A 15,393-nucleotide genomic window follows, 5' to 3' on the forward strand; every position below is an offset into this window, starting at 1 on the left:
TTCGAGCTGTCCGGCTCAGAGACGCTCAATCGCGACGGCAATGCCTTGCCCACCGCCGATGCACATGGTGATCAGCCCGCGTTTGCCACCGGTCCGCTCAAGCTCGTACATGGTCTTCACCACGAGGATCGCGCCCGTCGCCCCGACCGGATGGCCGAGCGCAATCGCGCCGCCGTTCGGGTTCACCTTGGCGGGATCAAGCCCGAGCGCCCGGTTCACCGCAATCGCTTGTGCGGCGAAGGCCTCGTTGCTCTCGATCACATCGAAATCGCCGACGCTCAGCCCGGTACGTTTGCACAGGCTTTCCACCGCAGGGATCGGACCGATGCCCATCACCTCCGGGCGCACGCCGGAATGGGCATAGCCAAGGATGCGGAATTTCGGGGGCAGCCCCGCCGCTTCAGCCGCCTCTCTCCGGGCCAGCACCAGAGCCGCCGCGCCGTCATTGAGGCCTGAGGCATTGCCCGCCGTCACCGTGCCGTCTTTCTCAAAGGCCGGGCGCAGTTTGGCGAGGCCTTCGAGCGTTGTGGGCTTCGGATGCTCGTCCGTGTCAAACGCCACCAGATCACGTTTCACTTTGACCTCGACGGGGATGATCTCGTCCTTGAACCGCCCCTCCGCGATGGCCTTCGCCGCGCGCATTTGGCTCTCCAGTGCAAAGGCATCCTGATCCTCGCGCGACACGCCATGTTCGCGGGCGACATTCTCCGCCGTCACACCCATATGGCCCGTGCCGAAAGGACAGGTCAGCGCACCGAGCATCATATCCTGCGCCGCGACATCGCCCATCTTCTGCCCCCAACGCGCGGCGGGGAGGATATAGGGCGAGCGGCTCATAACCTCGGTCCCGCCCGCCACGGCGAAGTCGGCATCGCCCAGCATGAGCGATTGCGCAGCGGACACCACCGCCTGCGCGCCGGAACCGCAGAGGCGGTTGACGTTCATTGCAGGCGTGGTCTCCGGAATGCCCGCGCCCATAGCGGCGAGGCGAGAGACATACATGTCCTTGGGTTCGGTGTTGATGATATGGCCAAAGACGACATGGCCGATCTGACCGCCTTCGACGCCGGCGCGTTCCAGCGCAGCTTTGGTCACAAGACTTCCAAGCTCTGCGGGACGCATCCCGGCCAAAGCGCCGCCAAAGGTGCCGATGGCGGTGCGTGTTCCGCCGAGGATAACGATATCAGACATGCGGTTCCTCCCTTTCCGTTGCCTGCGACTTTAGCCGGAGATCGGAAAGGGGGAAGTGAAACGCTGCGTCCTGCGGCTTAGCCGGGTTCGGCGTGGGTCAGAGGCGCGCGACCGGTTTCGGTGACGACTTCCTCGACACCGTTCTCGATCACCATCGTGGTCAACGGACGGCCATAGCCCGCGCCGCTGTCGATATCGATCCGGTAGCCGAAATGAGTCGGCGTATCGAGCGCCGTGTGACCGTGCACCACCGTGTAGGGCAGCGCGCCGCGGTAATCGAGCCAGCCTTCGCGGATCCAGATCAGATCGTCTTCGGTCTGATGCTCCACCGGCACATGCGGGCGAATGCCTGCGTGGACGAACAAGTAATCGCCCCAAGCGTAAGTCAGAGGCGCGTTCTCGATGAAATCGATGTGGGATTGCGGCACGGCTTTGGCGGCACGCATATAGGCCAGCTCAAACTCGCCATCCACCGCTTCGACCCCGTAAGAGGCCAGTGTGGTCGGGCCGCCCAGAGCCGGGTGCAGCCAGCTTTTGCCGGATTTGATGTGATCGTCATGGGCAATGCCGTGGCGCACGAACCGGGTGAACATCCGGTCATGGTTGCCGCGAATGGCCCGCCACGGCTTGCCTGCGGCGATGCCGTCGATCAGGTATTGAATGACCCCTGCGCTGTCCGGCCCGCGATCCACATAGTCGCCAAGGTGGATGATCCGCGCATCCGGGTCATCGACCCGCGCCTTATCCGCCTCGATCCGCGCATGCGCGGCTTTGAGCATGTCGAGTTGACCGTGAATGTCGCCGATGGCGTAGATGCGCAAGGTTGCCTCCCAAGATGGGTCACGCGCCGGAGGAGCGGCTCTGCCCCGACGCGAAACGGGTCAGGACTTCATGCGGATCGCATGCCACTCCAGATGGTCGCGCATGAAGCTGGAGATGAAGTAGTAGCTATGGTCATAGCCCTCTTGCATCCGAAGTGTTAGAGGCTGGCCGCTCTTTTCACAAATCTGTGTCAAAAGTTCCGGCTTGAGCTGCCCTTCGAGGAAATTGTCCGCCGTGCCCTGATCCACAAGGATTTCCGGCACACGTGCACCGTCCTCAATGAGCGCACAGGCATCGTATTCCCGCCAAGCCGCCTTATCCGCGCCGATGTAACCGGTCAGCGCCTTCTCGCCCCACGGGCAATTGAGCGGGCTGACGATAGGGGCAAAGGCGGAGACGGATTTATAGGCCGACGGATTGCGCAGCGCGATGGTCAGCGCGCCGTGGCCGCCCATCGAGTGCCCCATGATGCCAACGCGGGTCATATCCGCCGGGAACTGAGCACCGATGAGGGCAGGCAGTTCCGTCTCGATATACTCGCGCATCCGGTAGTTCTTCGCAAAAGGCTCCTCGGTGGCGTTCACATAGAAGCCCGCGCCCAGACCGAAATCATACGCGCCGTCCGCGTCGTCCGACACACCCTCGCCACGCGGCGAGGTGTCGGGGGCGACAAAGATCAGGCCGAGCTCCGCACAAGCCTCGCGAAACTCGCCCTTCTCAGTGACATTGGCCTGTGTGCAGGTCAGACCCGACAGGTAGACCACCACGGGAAGCTTTTCGCCCTCCTCATGATCGGGCACGAAGACGGAAAATTCCATCTCCGTTCCGGTCGCTTTGGAACTGTGGGTGTAAACACCCTGCATGCCGCCGTGGCTGCGGTTTGTGGATTTAACCTGCATCACTCACCCTCAGTATTCGATCACAGCGCGGATCGATTTGCCTTCGTGCATCAGGTCGAACCCGTGGTTGATCTCTTCAAGCTTGAGCTTGTGGGTGATCATCGGGTCGATCTCGATCTTGCCGTCCATGTACCAATCGACGAATTTCGGCACATCGGTGCGGCCTTTCGCGCCGCCGAACGCGGTGCCTTTCCAAACGCGGCCGGTCACGAGCTGGAACGGACGGGTGGAAATCTCGGCACCTGCTGCGGCCACGCCGATGATCACGGAGACGCCCCAACCACGGTGCGAACATTCCAGCGCGTCGCGCATGACTTTGACGTTGCCGGTCGCGTCAAACGAATAGTCCACGCCGCCGATCTGATCCGCGCCCTTCTTGGTCAGGTTGACAATTTCCTCGACAACCGTGCCTTCGATCTTGGACGGGTTCACAAAGTGGGTCATACCGAACTTGCGGGCCATTTCCTCTTTGTCGTCGTTCAGATCGACACCGATGATCATGTCAGCACCCGCCATACGCAGACCCTGAATCACGTTGAGGCCGATACCGCCGAGACCGAACACCGCAGCCGTGGAACCAATCTCGACGCCCGCCGTGTTGATCACCGCGCCGATGCCGGTGGTCACGCCGCAGCCGATGTAGCAGATTTTGTCGAACGGGGCGTCTTCACGAACTTTTGCCAGCGCGATTTCCGGCATGACCGTGTGGTTCGCGAAAGTGGAGCAGCCCATGTAGTGATAGATCGGCGTGCCATCGAGCATGGAGAAGCGCGTCGTGCCATCGGGCATGAGGCCTTGGCCTTGGGTGTTGCGGATCGCGGTGCAGAGGTTGGTCTTGCCGGACAAGCAAGACGGGCACTCGCGGCACTCGGGCGTGTAGAGCGGGATCACGTGATCGCCGGGTTTCAGCGTGGTCACGCCTTCGCCAACCTCCAACACGACACCCGCGCCTTCGTGGCCGAGGATACAGGGGAAGATGCCTTCCGGGTCAGCGCCGGACCGGGTGAATTCGTCGGTGTGGCACAGGCCGGTGGCCTTCACCTCGATCAGAACCTCACCCTTTTTCGGACCCTCAAGGTTCACTTCCATAATCTCAAGTGGCTTACCGGCCTCAAGGGCCACTGCGGCTTTCGTTCTCATAGGGGCTTTCTCCCGTTGCGGTGCGAGCATTGGCTCTACGTTATAACTTTTGCCAGCTGACGTAAAAAGAAAGGCCGCTGGTTTGTCCAGCGGCCCATCATGATAGTTTTCCAAAAGGTGCCTGTGCAATCAGGCCAAAGCGCTTACGCTTTGAAGTGCAGCGGGATCACACGCTGGAACAGACCGGAGTCTTTCAGCGCTTTCACGGTTTCCGCTTTCACCGGCGTGTCGAGGAAAGTCATAGCGATCGCGTCGCCACCAGCCTCGGTGCGGCCCAGCGTGAAGTTCGCGATGTTCTCGTCATGCTCGGACAGCAGGGTGCCGAGTTTACCGATGATGCCCGGAACGTCTTTGTTGGTGGTGTAGAGCATGTGCTCACCAACTTCGGAGTCGATGTTGATGCCTTTGATCTGGATGAAACGCGGCTTGCCATCGGAGAACACGGTCCCGGCGATGGTGCGGTATTTCTCGACGGTTTGAATGTCGAGTTTGATGTACCCTTCAAAAGACCCCGACGCATCCTGCGTGGTTTTCGAAAGCTGGATGCCGCGCTCTTTCGCGATCAGCGGTGCGGACACCATGTTCACGTCCGGGTTCACCGCCTGCATGATACCGGCGACGACAGCAGCTTCGAGCGCTTTGAGGTTCATCTCGGAAGCGACCCCATCATAGGTGATGTTGATCGTCTCGATGGCTTCCTCGGTGACCTGACCGATGAAGGACCCAAGAGCTTCGGCCACTTTCACCCACGGGCCCATGACCTTGGCTTCTTCGGCGCTCATCGACGGCATGTTCAGCGCGTTTTCAACGGCGCCGTCCAGCAGGTAGTTGGACATTTGCTCGGCGACTTGCAGAGCCACGTTTTCCTGAGCTTCCGTGGTGGACGCGCCAAGGTGCGGGGTGCAGACGACGTTCGGCAGGCCAAAGAGCACGTTCTCTTTCGCCGGCTCTTCCGAGTACACGTCGAAAGCTGCGCCAGCGACATGGCCGGATTTGATCAGCTCAGCAAGGGCAACTTCGTCCACGAGACCACCGCGGGCACAGTTGATGATGCGCACGCCTTTCTTGGTTTTCTCAAGGTTCTCTTTCGAGAGAATGTTGCGCGTGCTGTCGGTCAGCGGAACGTGCAGCGTGATGAAGTCGGCACGTTTCAGAAGCTCGTCCAGTTCCACTTTCTCAACGCCGATTTCCGCAGCGCGTTCTTCGGACAGGAACGGATCGTAAGCGACCACTTTCATCTTCAGACCAAGCGCGCGGCTGCAGACGATGCCACCGATGTTCCCGGCCCCAATGACGCCGAGGGTTTTCGCGGTCAGCTCGACACCCATGAATTTGGATTTTTCCCATTTGCCAGCCTGCGTGGAGGCATCCGCAGCGGGGATTTGGCGGGCGACGGAGAACATCAGCGCGATAGCGTGTTCTGCGGTGGTGATCATGTTGCCGAACGGCGTGTTCATGACGATCACACCTTTTTTCGACGCGGCTTCTTTGTCGACGTTATCGGTCCCGATCCCGGCGCGGCCAACCACTTTCAGGTTGGTGGCATGCTCAAGCAGCGATGGGGTGACTTTGGTCGCGGAACGGATCGCGAGACCGTCGTATTTGCCGATCACTTCGGCAAGCTTGTCTTTGTCTTTGCCGAGCTCGGGCATGAAGTCGACTTCGATGCCGCGGTCGCGAAAAATCTGAACGGCGGTTTCCGAGAGTTTGTCGGAGACGAGAACTTTAGGGGCCATGTCGGGCACTCCTCAGAAATATGTTGGGATAGGGAGCCGGGCGAGAACGCCCGGGACTTTGATCCAGTGCTGTGATCCAGAAATCTGGTTGAGGGTCCGACGAAAGTCCGACAGAAGTCCGACGCTTTGCCGACCCTCAAAAATCAGCAGATTATTGCTCGGCGATGCACTCTTCGAAGGCCCATTTGATCCAGAGGGTCAGGGCTTCGATATCGGAGGACTCGACAGTGGCACCACACCACACGCGCAGACCGGCGGGAGCGTCACGGTAGGCACCCACGTCGTAAGCGGCATTGTAGTCTTCGAGTTTCTTCGCAACGGCTTTCGCGAAAGCGGCGCCGTCTTTGATGCGATCATCGGTGAATTTCAGGCAGACCGAAGTGTTGGAGCGAGTGGCCTCATCTTCGGCGAGGTTGGCGATCCAGTCGTTGCGGTCACAGAAGTCCCAGAGCACTTTCGCGTTCGCGGTGGAGCGCTCGATAAGGCCTTGGAGACCGCCAACTTTCTGCGCCCAATCCAGAGCGACGAGGTAGTCCTCAACGGCCAGCATGGAGGGTGTGTTGATCGTTGCGCCGGTGAAGATACCGTCGATCAGCTTGCCGCCTTTGGTCATGCGGAAGATTTTCGGCAGCGGCCAAGCCGGGGTGTAGCTTTCCAGACGCTCGACAGCGCGCGGCGACAGGATGATCATCCCGTGTGCAGCTTCACCGCCCATGACTTTCTGCCAGGAGAAGGTGGTCACATCGAGCTTGTCCCACGGCAGGTCCATCGCGAACGCGGCGGAGGTCGCGTCGCAGATGGTCAGACCTTCGCGGTCGGCCGGGATTTTGTCGCCATTGGCAACGCGCACACCAGATGTGGTGCCGTTCCATGTGAACACGACGTCGGTGTTGAAGTCGACATCGGCGAATTCAACGATCTGACCGTAGTCAGCGGTTTTCACTTCGGCGTCGATTTTGAGCTGTTTGACAACATCGGTGACCCAGCCGGAGCCAAAGGATTCCCAAGCGCACATGGTCGCTTTGCGGGCGCCCAGAAGCGACCAGAGCGCCATTTCAACGGCGCCGGTATCAGAGGCGGGTACGATCCCGATTTTGTAGTCGGCAGGGATGCCGAGAATGTCACGGGTGGTCTCGATGGCGGCTTTCAGCTTGTCCTTGCCAACTTTGGCACGGTGCGAACGGCCCAGCGGGGCGTCAGCCAGCATTTCGAGAGAGTAATGGGGGATTTTGGCGCAGGGGCCAGAGGAGAAACGCGGGTTCGCGGGGCGCGACTGCGGGTGCTTGGTAGCCATGATGTGCTATCCTTCCAGATAAATGCCTCTCGTTGGGGAGAGGTGTCCCGCCGCTGCATCTATGCCCTTTCGAGGCGTCTGGCAATTCCCATTTTCGTGTGCGCTGCAAAATTCGTCTCAGACCGGGCCTCACCCCGGCATGACAGGTTAAGACTGGAAAGCCCGCGCCCCGCGCGCTATCAGGCGAACGAAATTTGCCCTCCACATGACCTTTCGGAGCCCGCCATGTACGCCGTCACGCTTCTGACCAACCCCGCCTCCCCCGCTCTCGATCTGACCACTGCCGATGCCCTGCGTTCGGCTTGGTGCGGTGGCGATCTGAAGTGGCTCGCCCTTGGCGAAGCGGCGGAATTCACCGTCGAGACCGTGCCGTCGAACCAATGGGATGTTTGGCAGGGGCTTCAAGGCCAAGTCATTGATATGGTTGTTCTTCCCATCGAAGGGCGCCGCAAGAAAATGCTGCTTGCAGACATGGATTCGACGATGATCCAGCAAGAGTGCATCGACGAGCTGGCCGATGTCGCAGGCGTCGGCGAGCGGGTCAAAGAAATCACCGCCAAAGCGATGAACGGCGAGCTGGATTTCGAAGGCGCGCTGACCGAACGCGTTGGCCTTTTGAAAGGTCTGCCAGAGAGCGTCATCCAACAAGTGATCGAAGACCGCATCACCTTCATGCCCGGCGGCAAAGAGCTTATCGCAACGATGAAACGCGATGGCGCCTATTGCGCATTGGTCTCCGGCGGCTTCACCGCATTCACCGGTTACGTCGCAGACACGCTCGGCTTTGACGAGAACCGCGCCAACACGCTTTTGGTGGAAAACGGCGAACTGGTCGGCAAGCCCGGCCTGCCGATTCTCGGCCGCGCCGCCAAGGTGCAGGCGCTCGAAGAGATCACCGAACGCCTCGGCATCGCGCATTCCGACGTCATCGCCGTGGGCGACGGCGCAAACGATCTCGGCATGCTGAAACTGGCGGGGTCCGGCGTTGCGCTTCACGCGAAACCGTCGGTCGCCGCCGAATGCGACATTCGGATCAACCACGGCGACCTGACCGCGCTGCTCTACGTCCAAGGCTACGCCAAATCCGACTTCGCCGATGTTTGAGGTCTCGCTCGACCTCCTGTTTATTCTGATCGCAGCCGGGTTCGTTGCGGGCTTCGTCGACTCGATTGCCGGCGGCGGGGGGTTGATCACCATCCCCGTGCTGCTTCTGGCCGGCATCCCACCCGTGCAGGCACTTGCCACGAATAAGGTACAGGGCCTTTTCGGCGCGGGCATGGCCGCGATCAACTATGCCCGCGCGGGGCATGTGGACCTGCGCAAACAGATCGGCCCGGCGCTTTTGTCCTTTGCCGGAGCGATTCTCGGTGCTCTTTTGGCCAGCTCGCTTCCGACTGACGTGATCCGCCTCGGCCTTCCCGTCCTGCTGATCGCAATCGCCCTTTTCTTTGCCTTGAAACCCGGCCTCAACGATATGGACCGGACCCAACGCATCACGCCTCTGCTCTTCGCCACGACCTTCGTGCCGTTCATCGGGTTTTACGATGGGCTGCTTGGACCGGGCACGGGGGCGTTCTTCATGCTCGGCTTCGTCAGCCTTGCGGGGTACGGCATTCTCAAGGCCACGGCGCATACGAAACTTCTTAACTTCGCCTCCAACGTCGGCGGGCTTGTCGGCTTTGTGCTTGTGGCGAAGCCGCTCTGGATGATTGGCCTCGCCATGGGCATGGCCCAGATTGCGGGGGCATATGTCGGCTCGACGCTGGCGACAAAAGTCGGGGCCAAGCTGATCAAGCCGGTGCTGGTGACCGCTTCAACCGCCCTCGCGCTAAAACTCATTTCCGAGTGGTTTTGAGTATTTTCGCAGCAAAGGAAACCGAGGCGGCACGTTCGCAGAGTACCCCCTGAAGCAAAGCCTCCCCGGCGCACGGTAATCAGGCCGATTTCAACCGAGATTTCAGTGTTTTCACGTTTCAGCGAATTTCTGCCAAGGGCCTTTCCCATATCGGCGGAATTACGTTACTGTGCCGTGAAGAGTATAGAAATGGCCTGACCCCGGCGCAAAACCGCAGCTATAGACAGCGGAGGACGTGGTCAAAACACGGCCGGATGAACAAGAGGCAGCGAGAGATCGATGAATTTTTTCGTGAGACAAACCCTGTTTGCGGCGGCACTGGTCGGGCTGGCCGCCCCTGTTGTCGCACAGGAAAGCACCAATCAGGTCGGCTCCAACACCGACTGGTATGTGTATGAGGAAAGCAACCCGAGCAAGACCTGCTGGGCCGTATCCATTCCCAAGGAAACCCTGAACACCGACAGCTCGGGCCGTCCGAAATCGGTAACCCGCTCCGACATCCTTCTGTTCGTGACCTATGCCCCCGGCAATGGCGTCAACGGACAGGTGTCCTTCCTCGGCGGCTACCCGTTCGAACCGGGGTCTGAAGTGACCATGGACATTGGCGGCACGGGCTTCACGCTGTTCACCAATTCCGATGACGAGACCGCTTGGGCCGTCACCCCGGAGGACGATGCCAAGATCATCGCGGCGATGAAACGCGGCGCAACGGCGACGCTGACGGGCCGCTCTTCGCGCGGCACGATCACCAAAGACACTTTCTCTCTTCTGGGCTTCACCGCCTCGGTCGAAGAAGCTGCCAAGCGCTGCGGAAAGTAACACCGCCCGAAAGCGCCGAACAAGATGTGATCACGGCCCTGCATCCGCGGGGCCTTTTCATATGGCTTTCTGATGGGGAATCCTGTAAGGGAGCCGCTTAATCACCGCTATCGACGAGACCCACCATGGAACCCAGCGCACCGATTACGCAGGATGTGATGACTTTTCCGCGCAAGGAAACGCCCTCCGACAAGATCAATCTTGTCGGATTGCCGCGTGATGCGCTGCGTCAGGTCTTGATCGAAAACGGCACGCCGGAGAAACAGGCAAAGATGCGGACCGGGCAGATCTGGCAATGGATCTACCAATGGGGCGTGCGCGATTTTGCCGAGATGACCAACCTCGCCAAAGACTACCGCGCCATGCTTGCCGAAAAATTCGAAGTGCGTGTGCCGGAGGTCGTGTCCAAGCAGGTTTCCGAGGATGGCACCCGCAAATATCTCGTCCGCATCAATGGCGGGCATGAGGTCGAGGTGGTCTATATCCCCGAAGACGGGCGCGGCACGCTGTGTGTGTCGTCGCAGGTGGGCTGCACCCTGACCTGTTCCTTCTGCCACACCGGCACCCAGAAACTCGTCCGCAACCTGACAGCCGCCGAGATTGTCGGTCAGGTGATGATGGCGCGCGATGATTTGGACGAATGGCCGGAAAAAGGCGCGCCGAAGGACGAAACGCGGCTGTTGTCCAACATCGTGTTGATGGGCATGGGCGAGCCGCTTTATAATTTCGAGAACGTCCGCGACGCGATGAAGATCGTGATGGATGGTGAAGGCATCGCCCTTGGCCGTCGCCGCATCACCCTATCGACCTCGGGCGTTGTGCCGGAAATTCACCGCACTGCGCAGGAAATCGGCTGCCTTCTCGCCGTGTCCTTCCACGCAACGACCAATGAAACGCGCGACGTGCTGGTTCCGATCAACAAGAAATGGAACATCGAGAAGCTCTTGGACGCGCTGCGCGAATATCCCAAAGCGACCAATTCCGAGCGGATCACCTTTGAGTATGTCATGCTCAAAGGCGTGAACGATACCGACGAGGATGCGCACCGTCTGGTCAAACTGCTCGACGGCATCCCGGCCAAGGTGAACCTCATCCCGTTCAACGAATGGCCCGGCTCTCCCTATGAGCGCAGCTCGAACAACCGCATCCGGGCCTTTGCGACGATCCTGATGCAGGCGGGCTATGCCTCGCCGATCCGCACCCCGCGCGGCGAAGACATCATGGCGGCCTGTGGCCAACTTAAATCCGCGACCGAGCGTGCCCGCAAATCCCGGCGCGAGATCGAGGCCGAAGCCGGGCTGTCGGCTCAGTAACCTCGTTTTAACCATGCCCGACGCAGACTTCGGGCATGGATTGGATACAGATCAGATTCGATGATGAGCTTGGCGACCGCCTGAAACGGGCGGCCGGTCAGGCCGGACAACCGCTCGGCGCTTTTATTCGGGAACGGCTGGATGCGGCGGTGCCTCCGCCCGAAGGCGCGTTCGGTTACAAAGGCCCGCGCAAACCCCATGCTCTCTCCGCCTATCTGGCCCATGATTTCGCCTATGCGACGGATTGGGGTGATTTGCAGGATGTCTTGCGCGCGAAAGGCTATGAGCTTGCGGAACGGGGCGGCGGATTGATCCTGCAAACCGTCGAGGGGGAGCGGCTCTGCAAAGCCTCCGAGATCGGCCATCCCTATTCCAAACTCATGAAACGATTTGGCGCGCCCTTCCCCGGTCACGCGCATCGGCACCTTGAAACCCGCCATCTCGGGCAAAAGCCCCTCCCCTTCTGACAGGATGCATCTATGGAAAAACTCACCCTTCTCCTGCCCGCAAATACCGTCCATATGCTGCATCTTCTCGCCCGTGACAGCGGTCATACGATGGGGCACATCGTTCAGGACATGGCCTTTGAACGCTATATGACCCATCTGATGGGGCTGACTGAGGCCAAGGCTGATCTGCCGGAACCTTCGCGTCGGCTCGAAGGCTAGGCCTTACCGCCCATTGAGGCGATCACGCGGGCCAACATCCGGCCAGTCATCAAGCGCCTTCACCGCTTCCTCAGCAGTTTCGACGAATTTGAACAGTTCAAGATCCTCGCGCGCGATGGTGCCTGCGTCGGCCAAAGCCTCCCAGTTGATGATCTTTTCCCAGAACTCTTTGCCGAACAACAGGAACGGGATGCGGTTCATGCGCCCGGTCTGAATGAGCGTCAGGCTCTCGAACATCTCATCAAGCGTCCCGAACCCGCCGGGGAACACCACGACGGCCTTCGCGCGCATCAGGAAATGCATCTTGCGAATGGCAAAATAGTGGAAGTTGAAACAAAGCTCGGGCGTCACATATTCATTCGGGGCCTGTTCATGCGGCAACACGATGTTGAGCCCAATGGACAATCCGCCCGCCTCCTTGGCACCAAGATTTCCGGCCTCCATCACGCCGGGACCGCCACCCGTGACGATGACATTTTCCTTATGCCCGTTGTTGCGGGCTGTCATGATCCGGGCAAAATCGCGCGCCTCGTCATAGTATTTCGACAGCTCTGCGAGTGTCTCCGTCCTTGCCGAATCCTTGTTCGCGGGGGCCGGGATACGCGCCCCACCGAACATCACAATCGTGCTTTCGACCCCGAACTCCTGCATCAACAGGTCCGGCTTCAACAGCTCAAGCTGCAAACGCACCGAACGCAGATCGTCGCGCAGCATGAATTCGTCATCGGTAAAGGCGAGCCGATAAGACGGGGAGCGTGTTTGCGGCGTATCCGGAATTTGGCGTGCGGTTTCCTGATCCACGCGACTGTCGCGAAGGGGATGGCGGCGATTGATCTTTGTTTGGTCGGTCATCTGCGTGCCTCTATGTCATTTTGTCGTTTTGTCTCGTCACCTGTGCTGTCTCGCGCGTTGCGCGAGAAGGCCTGAACGACTATAGCCTGCGGGAACGAATATTCCACGACGACCTCGGAGACCAATATGTCGAATGCACAGCTCGAAGCCGCCATCGAAGCCGCGTGGGACGCGCGCGATGGTATTACCCCCGCAACCGGCGGCGAAACCCGTGAAGCGATTGAAACCACGCTGAACGCTCTCGACAAGGGTGAGCTTCGCGTTGCCGAGAAGCAGGAGGACGGCAACTGGCACGTCAACCAATGGGCCAAGAAGGCCGTGCTGCTGGGGTTCCGCATCAAGGATATGGAACTGCATGACGGCGGCCCGCAAGGCTCCGGCTGGTGGGACAAGGTCGACAGCAAATTCAAAGGCTGGGGCACTGCCGAGTTCAAAGAGGCTGGCTTCCGCGCTGTGCCGAATGCTGTGGTCCGCAAATCCGCGTATATCGCGCCGGGCGTCGTGCTGATGCCGTCCTTCGTGAACCTTGGCGCTTATGTCGACAGCGGCACCATGGTCGACACCTGGGCCACCGTTGGCTCCTGCGCGCAGATCGGTAAAAACGTGCACCTCTCGGGCGGCGCTGGCATCGGCGGTGTGCTTGAGCCGCTGCAAGCCGGTCCGGTGATCATCGAAGACAACTGCTTCATCGGCGCCCGCGCCGAGGTGGCCGAAGGCGTGATCGTCCGCGAAGGCTCCGTGCTGGGCATGGGCGTTTACCTCGGTCAGTCCACCAAAATCGTCGACCGCGAAACCGGCGAAGTGATGTACGGCGAAGTGCCGCCCTACTCCGTCGTCGTCGCCGGTACCATGCCGTCGAAAAACGGCGTGAACCTCTATTGTGCGGTGATCGTGAAGCGCGTGGACGCCAAGACCCGCTCCAAAACCGGGATCAACGAGTTGCTTCGCGACTGATCGACACTATCTAAAGTAACAAGGACGGGCGCGGAGAGGGCAACCCTCACGCGCCCGTCGTCTTTTGGTGACGTAGACATTGAGGAGTTACACATGGGACTTGGACTTATCGCTTCGATCATCGTCGGCGGTCTCGCAGGCTGGATCGCCAGCCGTATGATGGCCGCGAACACCGGTCTACTGGCGAATATCCTGCTCGGGATCGTCGGAGCCTTTGTGCTGAACCTGATCCTGTCGTTGCTCGGCATCTATGCCGCAAACAGTTGGCTCCCGCAGCTTGTCGTCGGGATTTTCGGCGCGATTCTGTTGATCTGGGTGGCCCGGCGCGTGCGCTGAGCGCCGCTCCGGACCTGATCAGATCACGACTGAGGAAACGCCGCGCCCCATATTCGGGGCGCGTCGCTTTCGAGGCGTTTTGTCTCGATCTCTGACAGCTGCGCGAGGGCGCGGTCTTCGCACCCCGCATTCTGGCGCAGTGCCTTGGACCAGAGCCGCCGCACCGAGCGCGGCGACCAAGGCAAAGCCGCCTGCGCCAGCCAGAGCCGCAAAGCTTTCGGCAGATGGTCGAACTCCCGCATCGGATCACTCGCCCGCCGCCGCTTGCGCAAACTGGTGTTCAGATTGCTCATGCCGCCGCACGCCCCCATTGCGGAAACGGATCTTTCAACGTTTTCGCCAAATCAGGGTCAAGGCGATCCTCCGGCCCGATCAGAGCCGAATCCAGCCTCGCACGGATGAGAGCCTCATCCATACCCGAACCGATGAACACGATCTCCTGACGCCGGTCGCCGAACCCATCGACCCAAACCTCCGCAATTTGCGCGCGACCTTCCGGGTGATCCGGCCAATATTGCTTCGGCACAGCCGCCCACCATTGGCCCAGCGGTTTGATCGTGCTGAGAGCCCCCGCCATTGAGAACTCGGCGGCCCATTCCGGGCGGGTGGCGAGCCAGAAATGGCCTTTCGCACGGATCACGCCGGGCAGATCGCCGTTAAGCACGGTCTCAATCGCGGACGGATCGAAGGGACGACGCGCCCGGTAGACGAAAGAGCCCACATCATACTCATCGGTTTCCGGAACGTGATCGGCAAAACCGTACAGCTCCTTTGCCCAGAGCGGGTGCTCATGCGCGTGATCGAAGTCGAACAAACCGGTCCCGAGCACCTCTTCCGTCGCAATCTCGGAGAAATCCGTTTCGATCACCTTGGCATCAGGATTGAGCGCCGCCACGATTTTGCGCGCGGCCAGCACCTTGTCCGGGCCAGCATCACTCACCTTGTTCAGCACGATGACATCGGCGAATTCGATCTGATCGACCAGCAGGTCAACGATACGACGCGTGTCGCCCTCACCGGCCACCTCACCGCGATCTTCCAGGAAGTCGTGGCTGGAATAGTCGTTGAGCATATTCACCGTATCAACGACGGTCACCATGGTATCGAGCCGCGCGATATCGTCGAGACATTCCCCATATTCGTCGCGGAAAGCGAAGGTGGCCGCCACGGGCAAAGGTTCCGCGATGCCGGTCGATTCGATCAGCAGGTAGTCGTATTTCCCCGCCTCCGCGAGGCGACGCACCTCGGTCAGCAGATCGTCGCGCAGTGTACAACAGATACAGCCGTTGCTCATCTCGACCAACGTCTCTTCGGTCCGCGACAGGTCGGCCCCGCCTTGGCGCACAAGATCCGCGTCGATATTCACCTCAGACATGTCATTGACGATGACAGCAACCCGCAGACCAGCGCGGTTGTTAAGCAGTCGATTGAGGAGCGTGGTTTTACCAGAGCCAAGAAAACCGGACAAAACGGTGACGGGCAAACGATCAGACATGTGCGTATTCCTTCGTGGA

General features: G+C 60.2%; 17 protein-coding genes. 8 read left to right on the plus strand and 9 right to left on the minus strand.

All coding sequences use genetic code 11. The features are described 5' to 3' along the window. Positions 1–15: 15 nt before the first annotated feature. The 6 genes from ACYBHZ_RS03415 to ACYBHZ_RS03440 form a co-directional block, all read right to left on the minus strand. Entirely contained in the window at positions 16–1,191 is a 1,176-nt protein-coding gene (locus tag ACYBHZ_RS03415; RefSeq protein WP_460272781.1) for an acetyl-CoA C-acyltransferase family protein, read from the minus strand. A gap of 77 nt (positions 1,192–1,268) precedes the next feature. Beyond that, complete coding sequence (locus tag ACYBHZ_RS03420) at positions 1,269–2,012, minus strand: metallophosphoesterase family protein (protein WP_460272782.1); 744 nt, start codon at positions 2,010–2,012, stop codon at positions 1,269–1,271. Between the two features lie 60 nt (positions 2,013–2,072). Continuing rightward, the gene (gene fghA, locus ACYBHZ_RS03425) at positions 2,073–2,912 is read right to left on the minus strand and encodes an S-formylglutathione hydrolase (RefSeq protein WP_460272784.1); all 840 of its coding nucleotides are present in this window, start codon (positions 2,910–2,912) and stop codon (positions 2,073–2,075) included. A 9-nt stretch (positions 2,913–2,921) separates the two neighbouring features. Then, complete coding sequence (locus ACYBHZ_RS03430) at positions 2,922–4,052, minus strand: S-(hydroxymethyl)glutathione dehydrogenase/class III alcohol dehydrogenase (protein WP_460272785.1); 1,131 nt, start codon at positions 4,050–4,052, stop codon at positions 2,922–2,924. A gap of 143 nt (positions 4,053–4,195) precedes the next feature. Next, entirely contained in the window at positions 4,196–5,788 is a 1,593-nt protein-coding gene (gene serA / locus ACYBHZ_RS03435; protein WP_460272786.1) for a phosphoglycerate dehydrogenase, read from the minus strand. A gap of 151 nt (positions 5,789–5,939) precedes the next feature. Beyond that, positions 5,940–7,082, minus strand: coding sequence for a phosphoserine transaminase (locus ACYBHZ_RS03440; RefSeq protein ID WP_460272787.1), 1,143 nt, complete (start codon positions 7,080–7,082; stop codon positions 5,940–5,942). Positions 7,083–7,307: 225 nt separating this feature from the next. Between ACYBHZ_RS03440 and serB the strand changes: the two genes are divergently transcribed. The 6 genes from serB to ACYBHZ_RS03470 all read left to right on the plus strand — a co-directional run bounded on the left by serB (position 7,308) and on the right by ACYBHZ_RS03470 (position 11,737). After that, a complete protein-coding gene (serB, locus tag ACYBHZ_RS03445) occupies positions 7,308–8,186 on the plus strand; it encodes a phosphoserine phosphatase SerB (protein WP_460272788.1) in 879 nt (292 codons plus the stop codon). Next, complete coding sequence (locus ACYBHZ_RS03450) at positions 8,179–8,937, plus strand: TSUP family transporter (protein WP_460272789.1); 759 nt, start codon at positions 8,179–8,181, stop codon at positions 8,935–8,937. The genes serB and ACYBHZ_RS03450 overlap by 8 nt, the downstream gene beginning before the upstream one ends. A gap of 279 nt (positions 8,938–9,216) precedes the next feature. Continuing rightward, positions 9,217–9,756: an invasion associated locus B family protein gene (locus ACYBHZ_RS03455; RefSeq protein ID WP_460272790.1), complete on the plus strand. Its 540-nt coding sequence runs from the start codon at positions 9,217–9,219 to the stop codon at positions 9,754–9,756. A gap of 125 nt (positions 9,757–9,881) precedes the next feature. Beyond that, positions 9,882–11,069 (plus strand): dual-specificity RNA methyltransferase RlmN, encoded by a 1,188-nt coding sequence (gene rlmN / locus ACYBHZ_RS03460; protein ID WP_460272792.1) that lies wholly within the window; start codon positions 9,882–9,884, stop codon positions 11,067–11,069. Positions 11,070–11,104: 35 nt separating this feature from the next. Continuing rightward, on the plus strand, positions 11,105–11,536 hold the full coding sequence (locus ACYBHZ_RS03465; RefSeq protein WP_460272793.1) for a hypothetical protein: 432 nt from the start codon (positions 11,105–11,107) through the stop codon (positions 11,534–11,536). Between the two features lie 12 nt (positions 11,537–11,548). After that, positions 11,549–11,737 carry a hypothetical protein gene (locus tag ACYBHZ_RS03470; RefSeq protein ID WP_460272794.1) on the plus strand — a complete coding sequence of 63 codons (189 nt, stop codon included), beginning with the start codon at positions 11,549–11,551 and terminating at the stop codon, positions 11,735–11,737. Between the two features lie 3 nt (positions 11,738–11,740). On the opposite strand, the gene ACYBHZ_RS03475 is transcribed toward ACYBHZ_RS03470, so the two are convergent. After that, on the minus strand, positions 11,741–12,589 hold the full coding sequence (locus ACYBHZ_RS03475) for an LOG family protein (protein ID WP_460272795.1): 849 nt from the start codon (positions 12,587–12,589) through the stop codon (positions 11,741–11,743). Between the two features lie 126 nt (positions 12,590–12,715). Here ACYBHZ_RS03475 and dapD point away from each other — a divergent pair, with 126 nt between their 5' ends. Beyond that, on the plus strand, positions 12,716–13,543 hold the full coding sequence (gene dapD, locus ACYBHZ_RS03480) for a 2,3,4,5-tetrahydropyridine-2,6-dicarboxylate N-succinyltransferase (protein ID WP_460272796.1): 828 nt from the start codon (positions 12,716–12,718) through the stop codon (positions 13,541–13,543). A 93-nt stretch (positions 13,544–13,636) separates the two neighbouring features. Further along, positions 13,637–13,879 carry a GlsB/YeaQ/YmgE family stress response membrane protein gene (locus ACYBHZ_RS03485; protein ID WP_460272797.1) on the plus strand — a complete coding sequence of 81 codons (243 nt, stop codon included), beginning with the start codon at positions 13,637–13,639 and terminating at the stop codon, positions 13,877–13,879. Between the two features lie 23 nt (positions 13,880–13,902). On the opposite strand, the gene ACYBHZ_RS03490 is transcribed toward ACYBHZ_RS03485, so the two are convergent. Continuing rightward, positions 13,903–14,172 carry a DUF6525 family protein gene (locus ACYBHZ_RS03490; RefSeq protein WP_460272799.1) on the minus strand — a complete coding sequence of 90 codons (270 nt, stop codon included), beginning with the start codon at positions 14,170–14,172 and terminating at the stop codon, positions 13,903–13,905. Continuing rightward, a complete protein-coding gene (locus ACYBHZ_RS03495) occupies positions 14,169–15,374 on the minus strand; it encodes a GTP-binding protein (RefSeq protein ID WP_460272800.1) in 1,206 nt (401 codons plus the stop codon). Before ACYBHZ_RS03495 ends, ACYBHZ_RS03490 begins: the two co-directional genes overlap by 4 nt. Between the last annotated feature and the right edge of the window lie 19 nt (positions 15,375–15,393).

The organism is Celeribacter sp. ULVN23_4 (assembly GCF_054788345.1).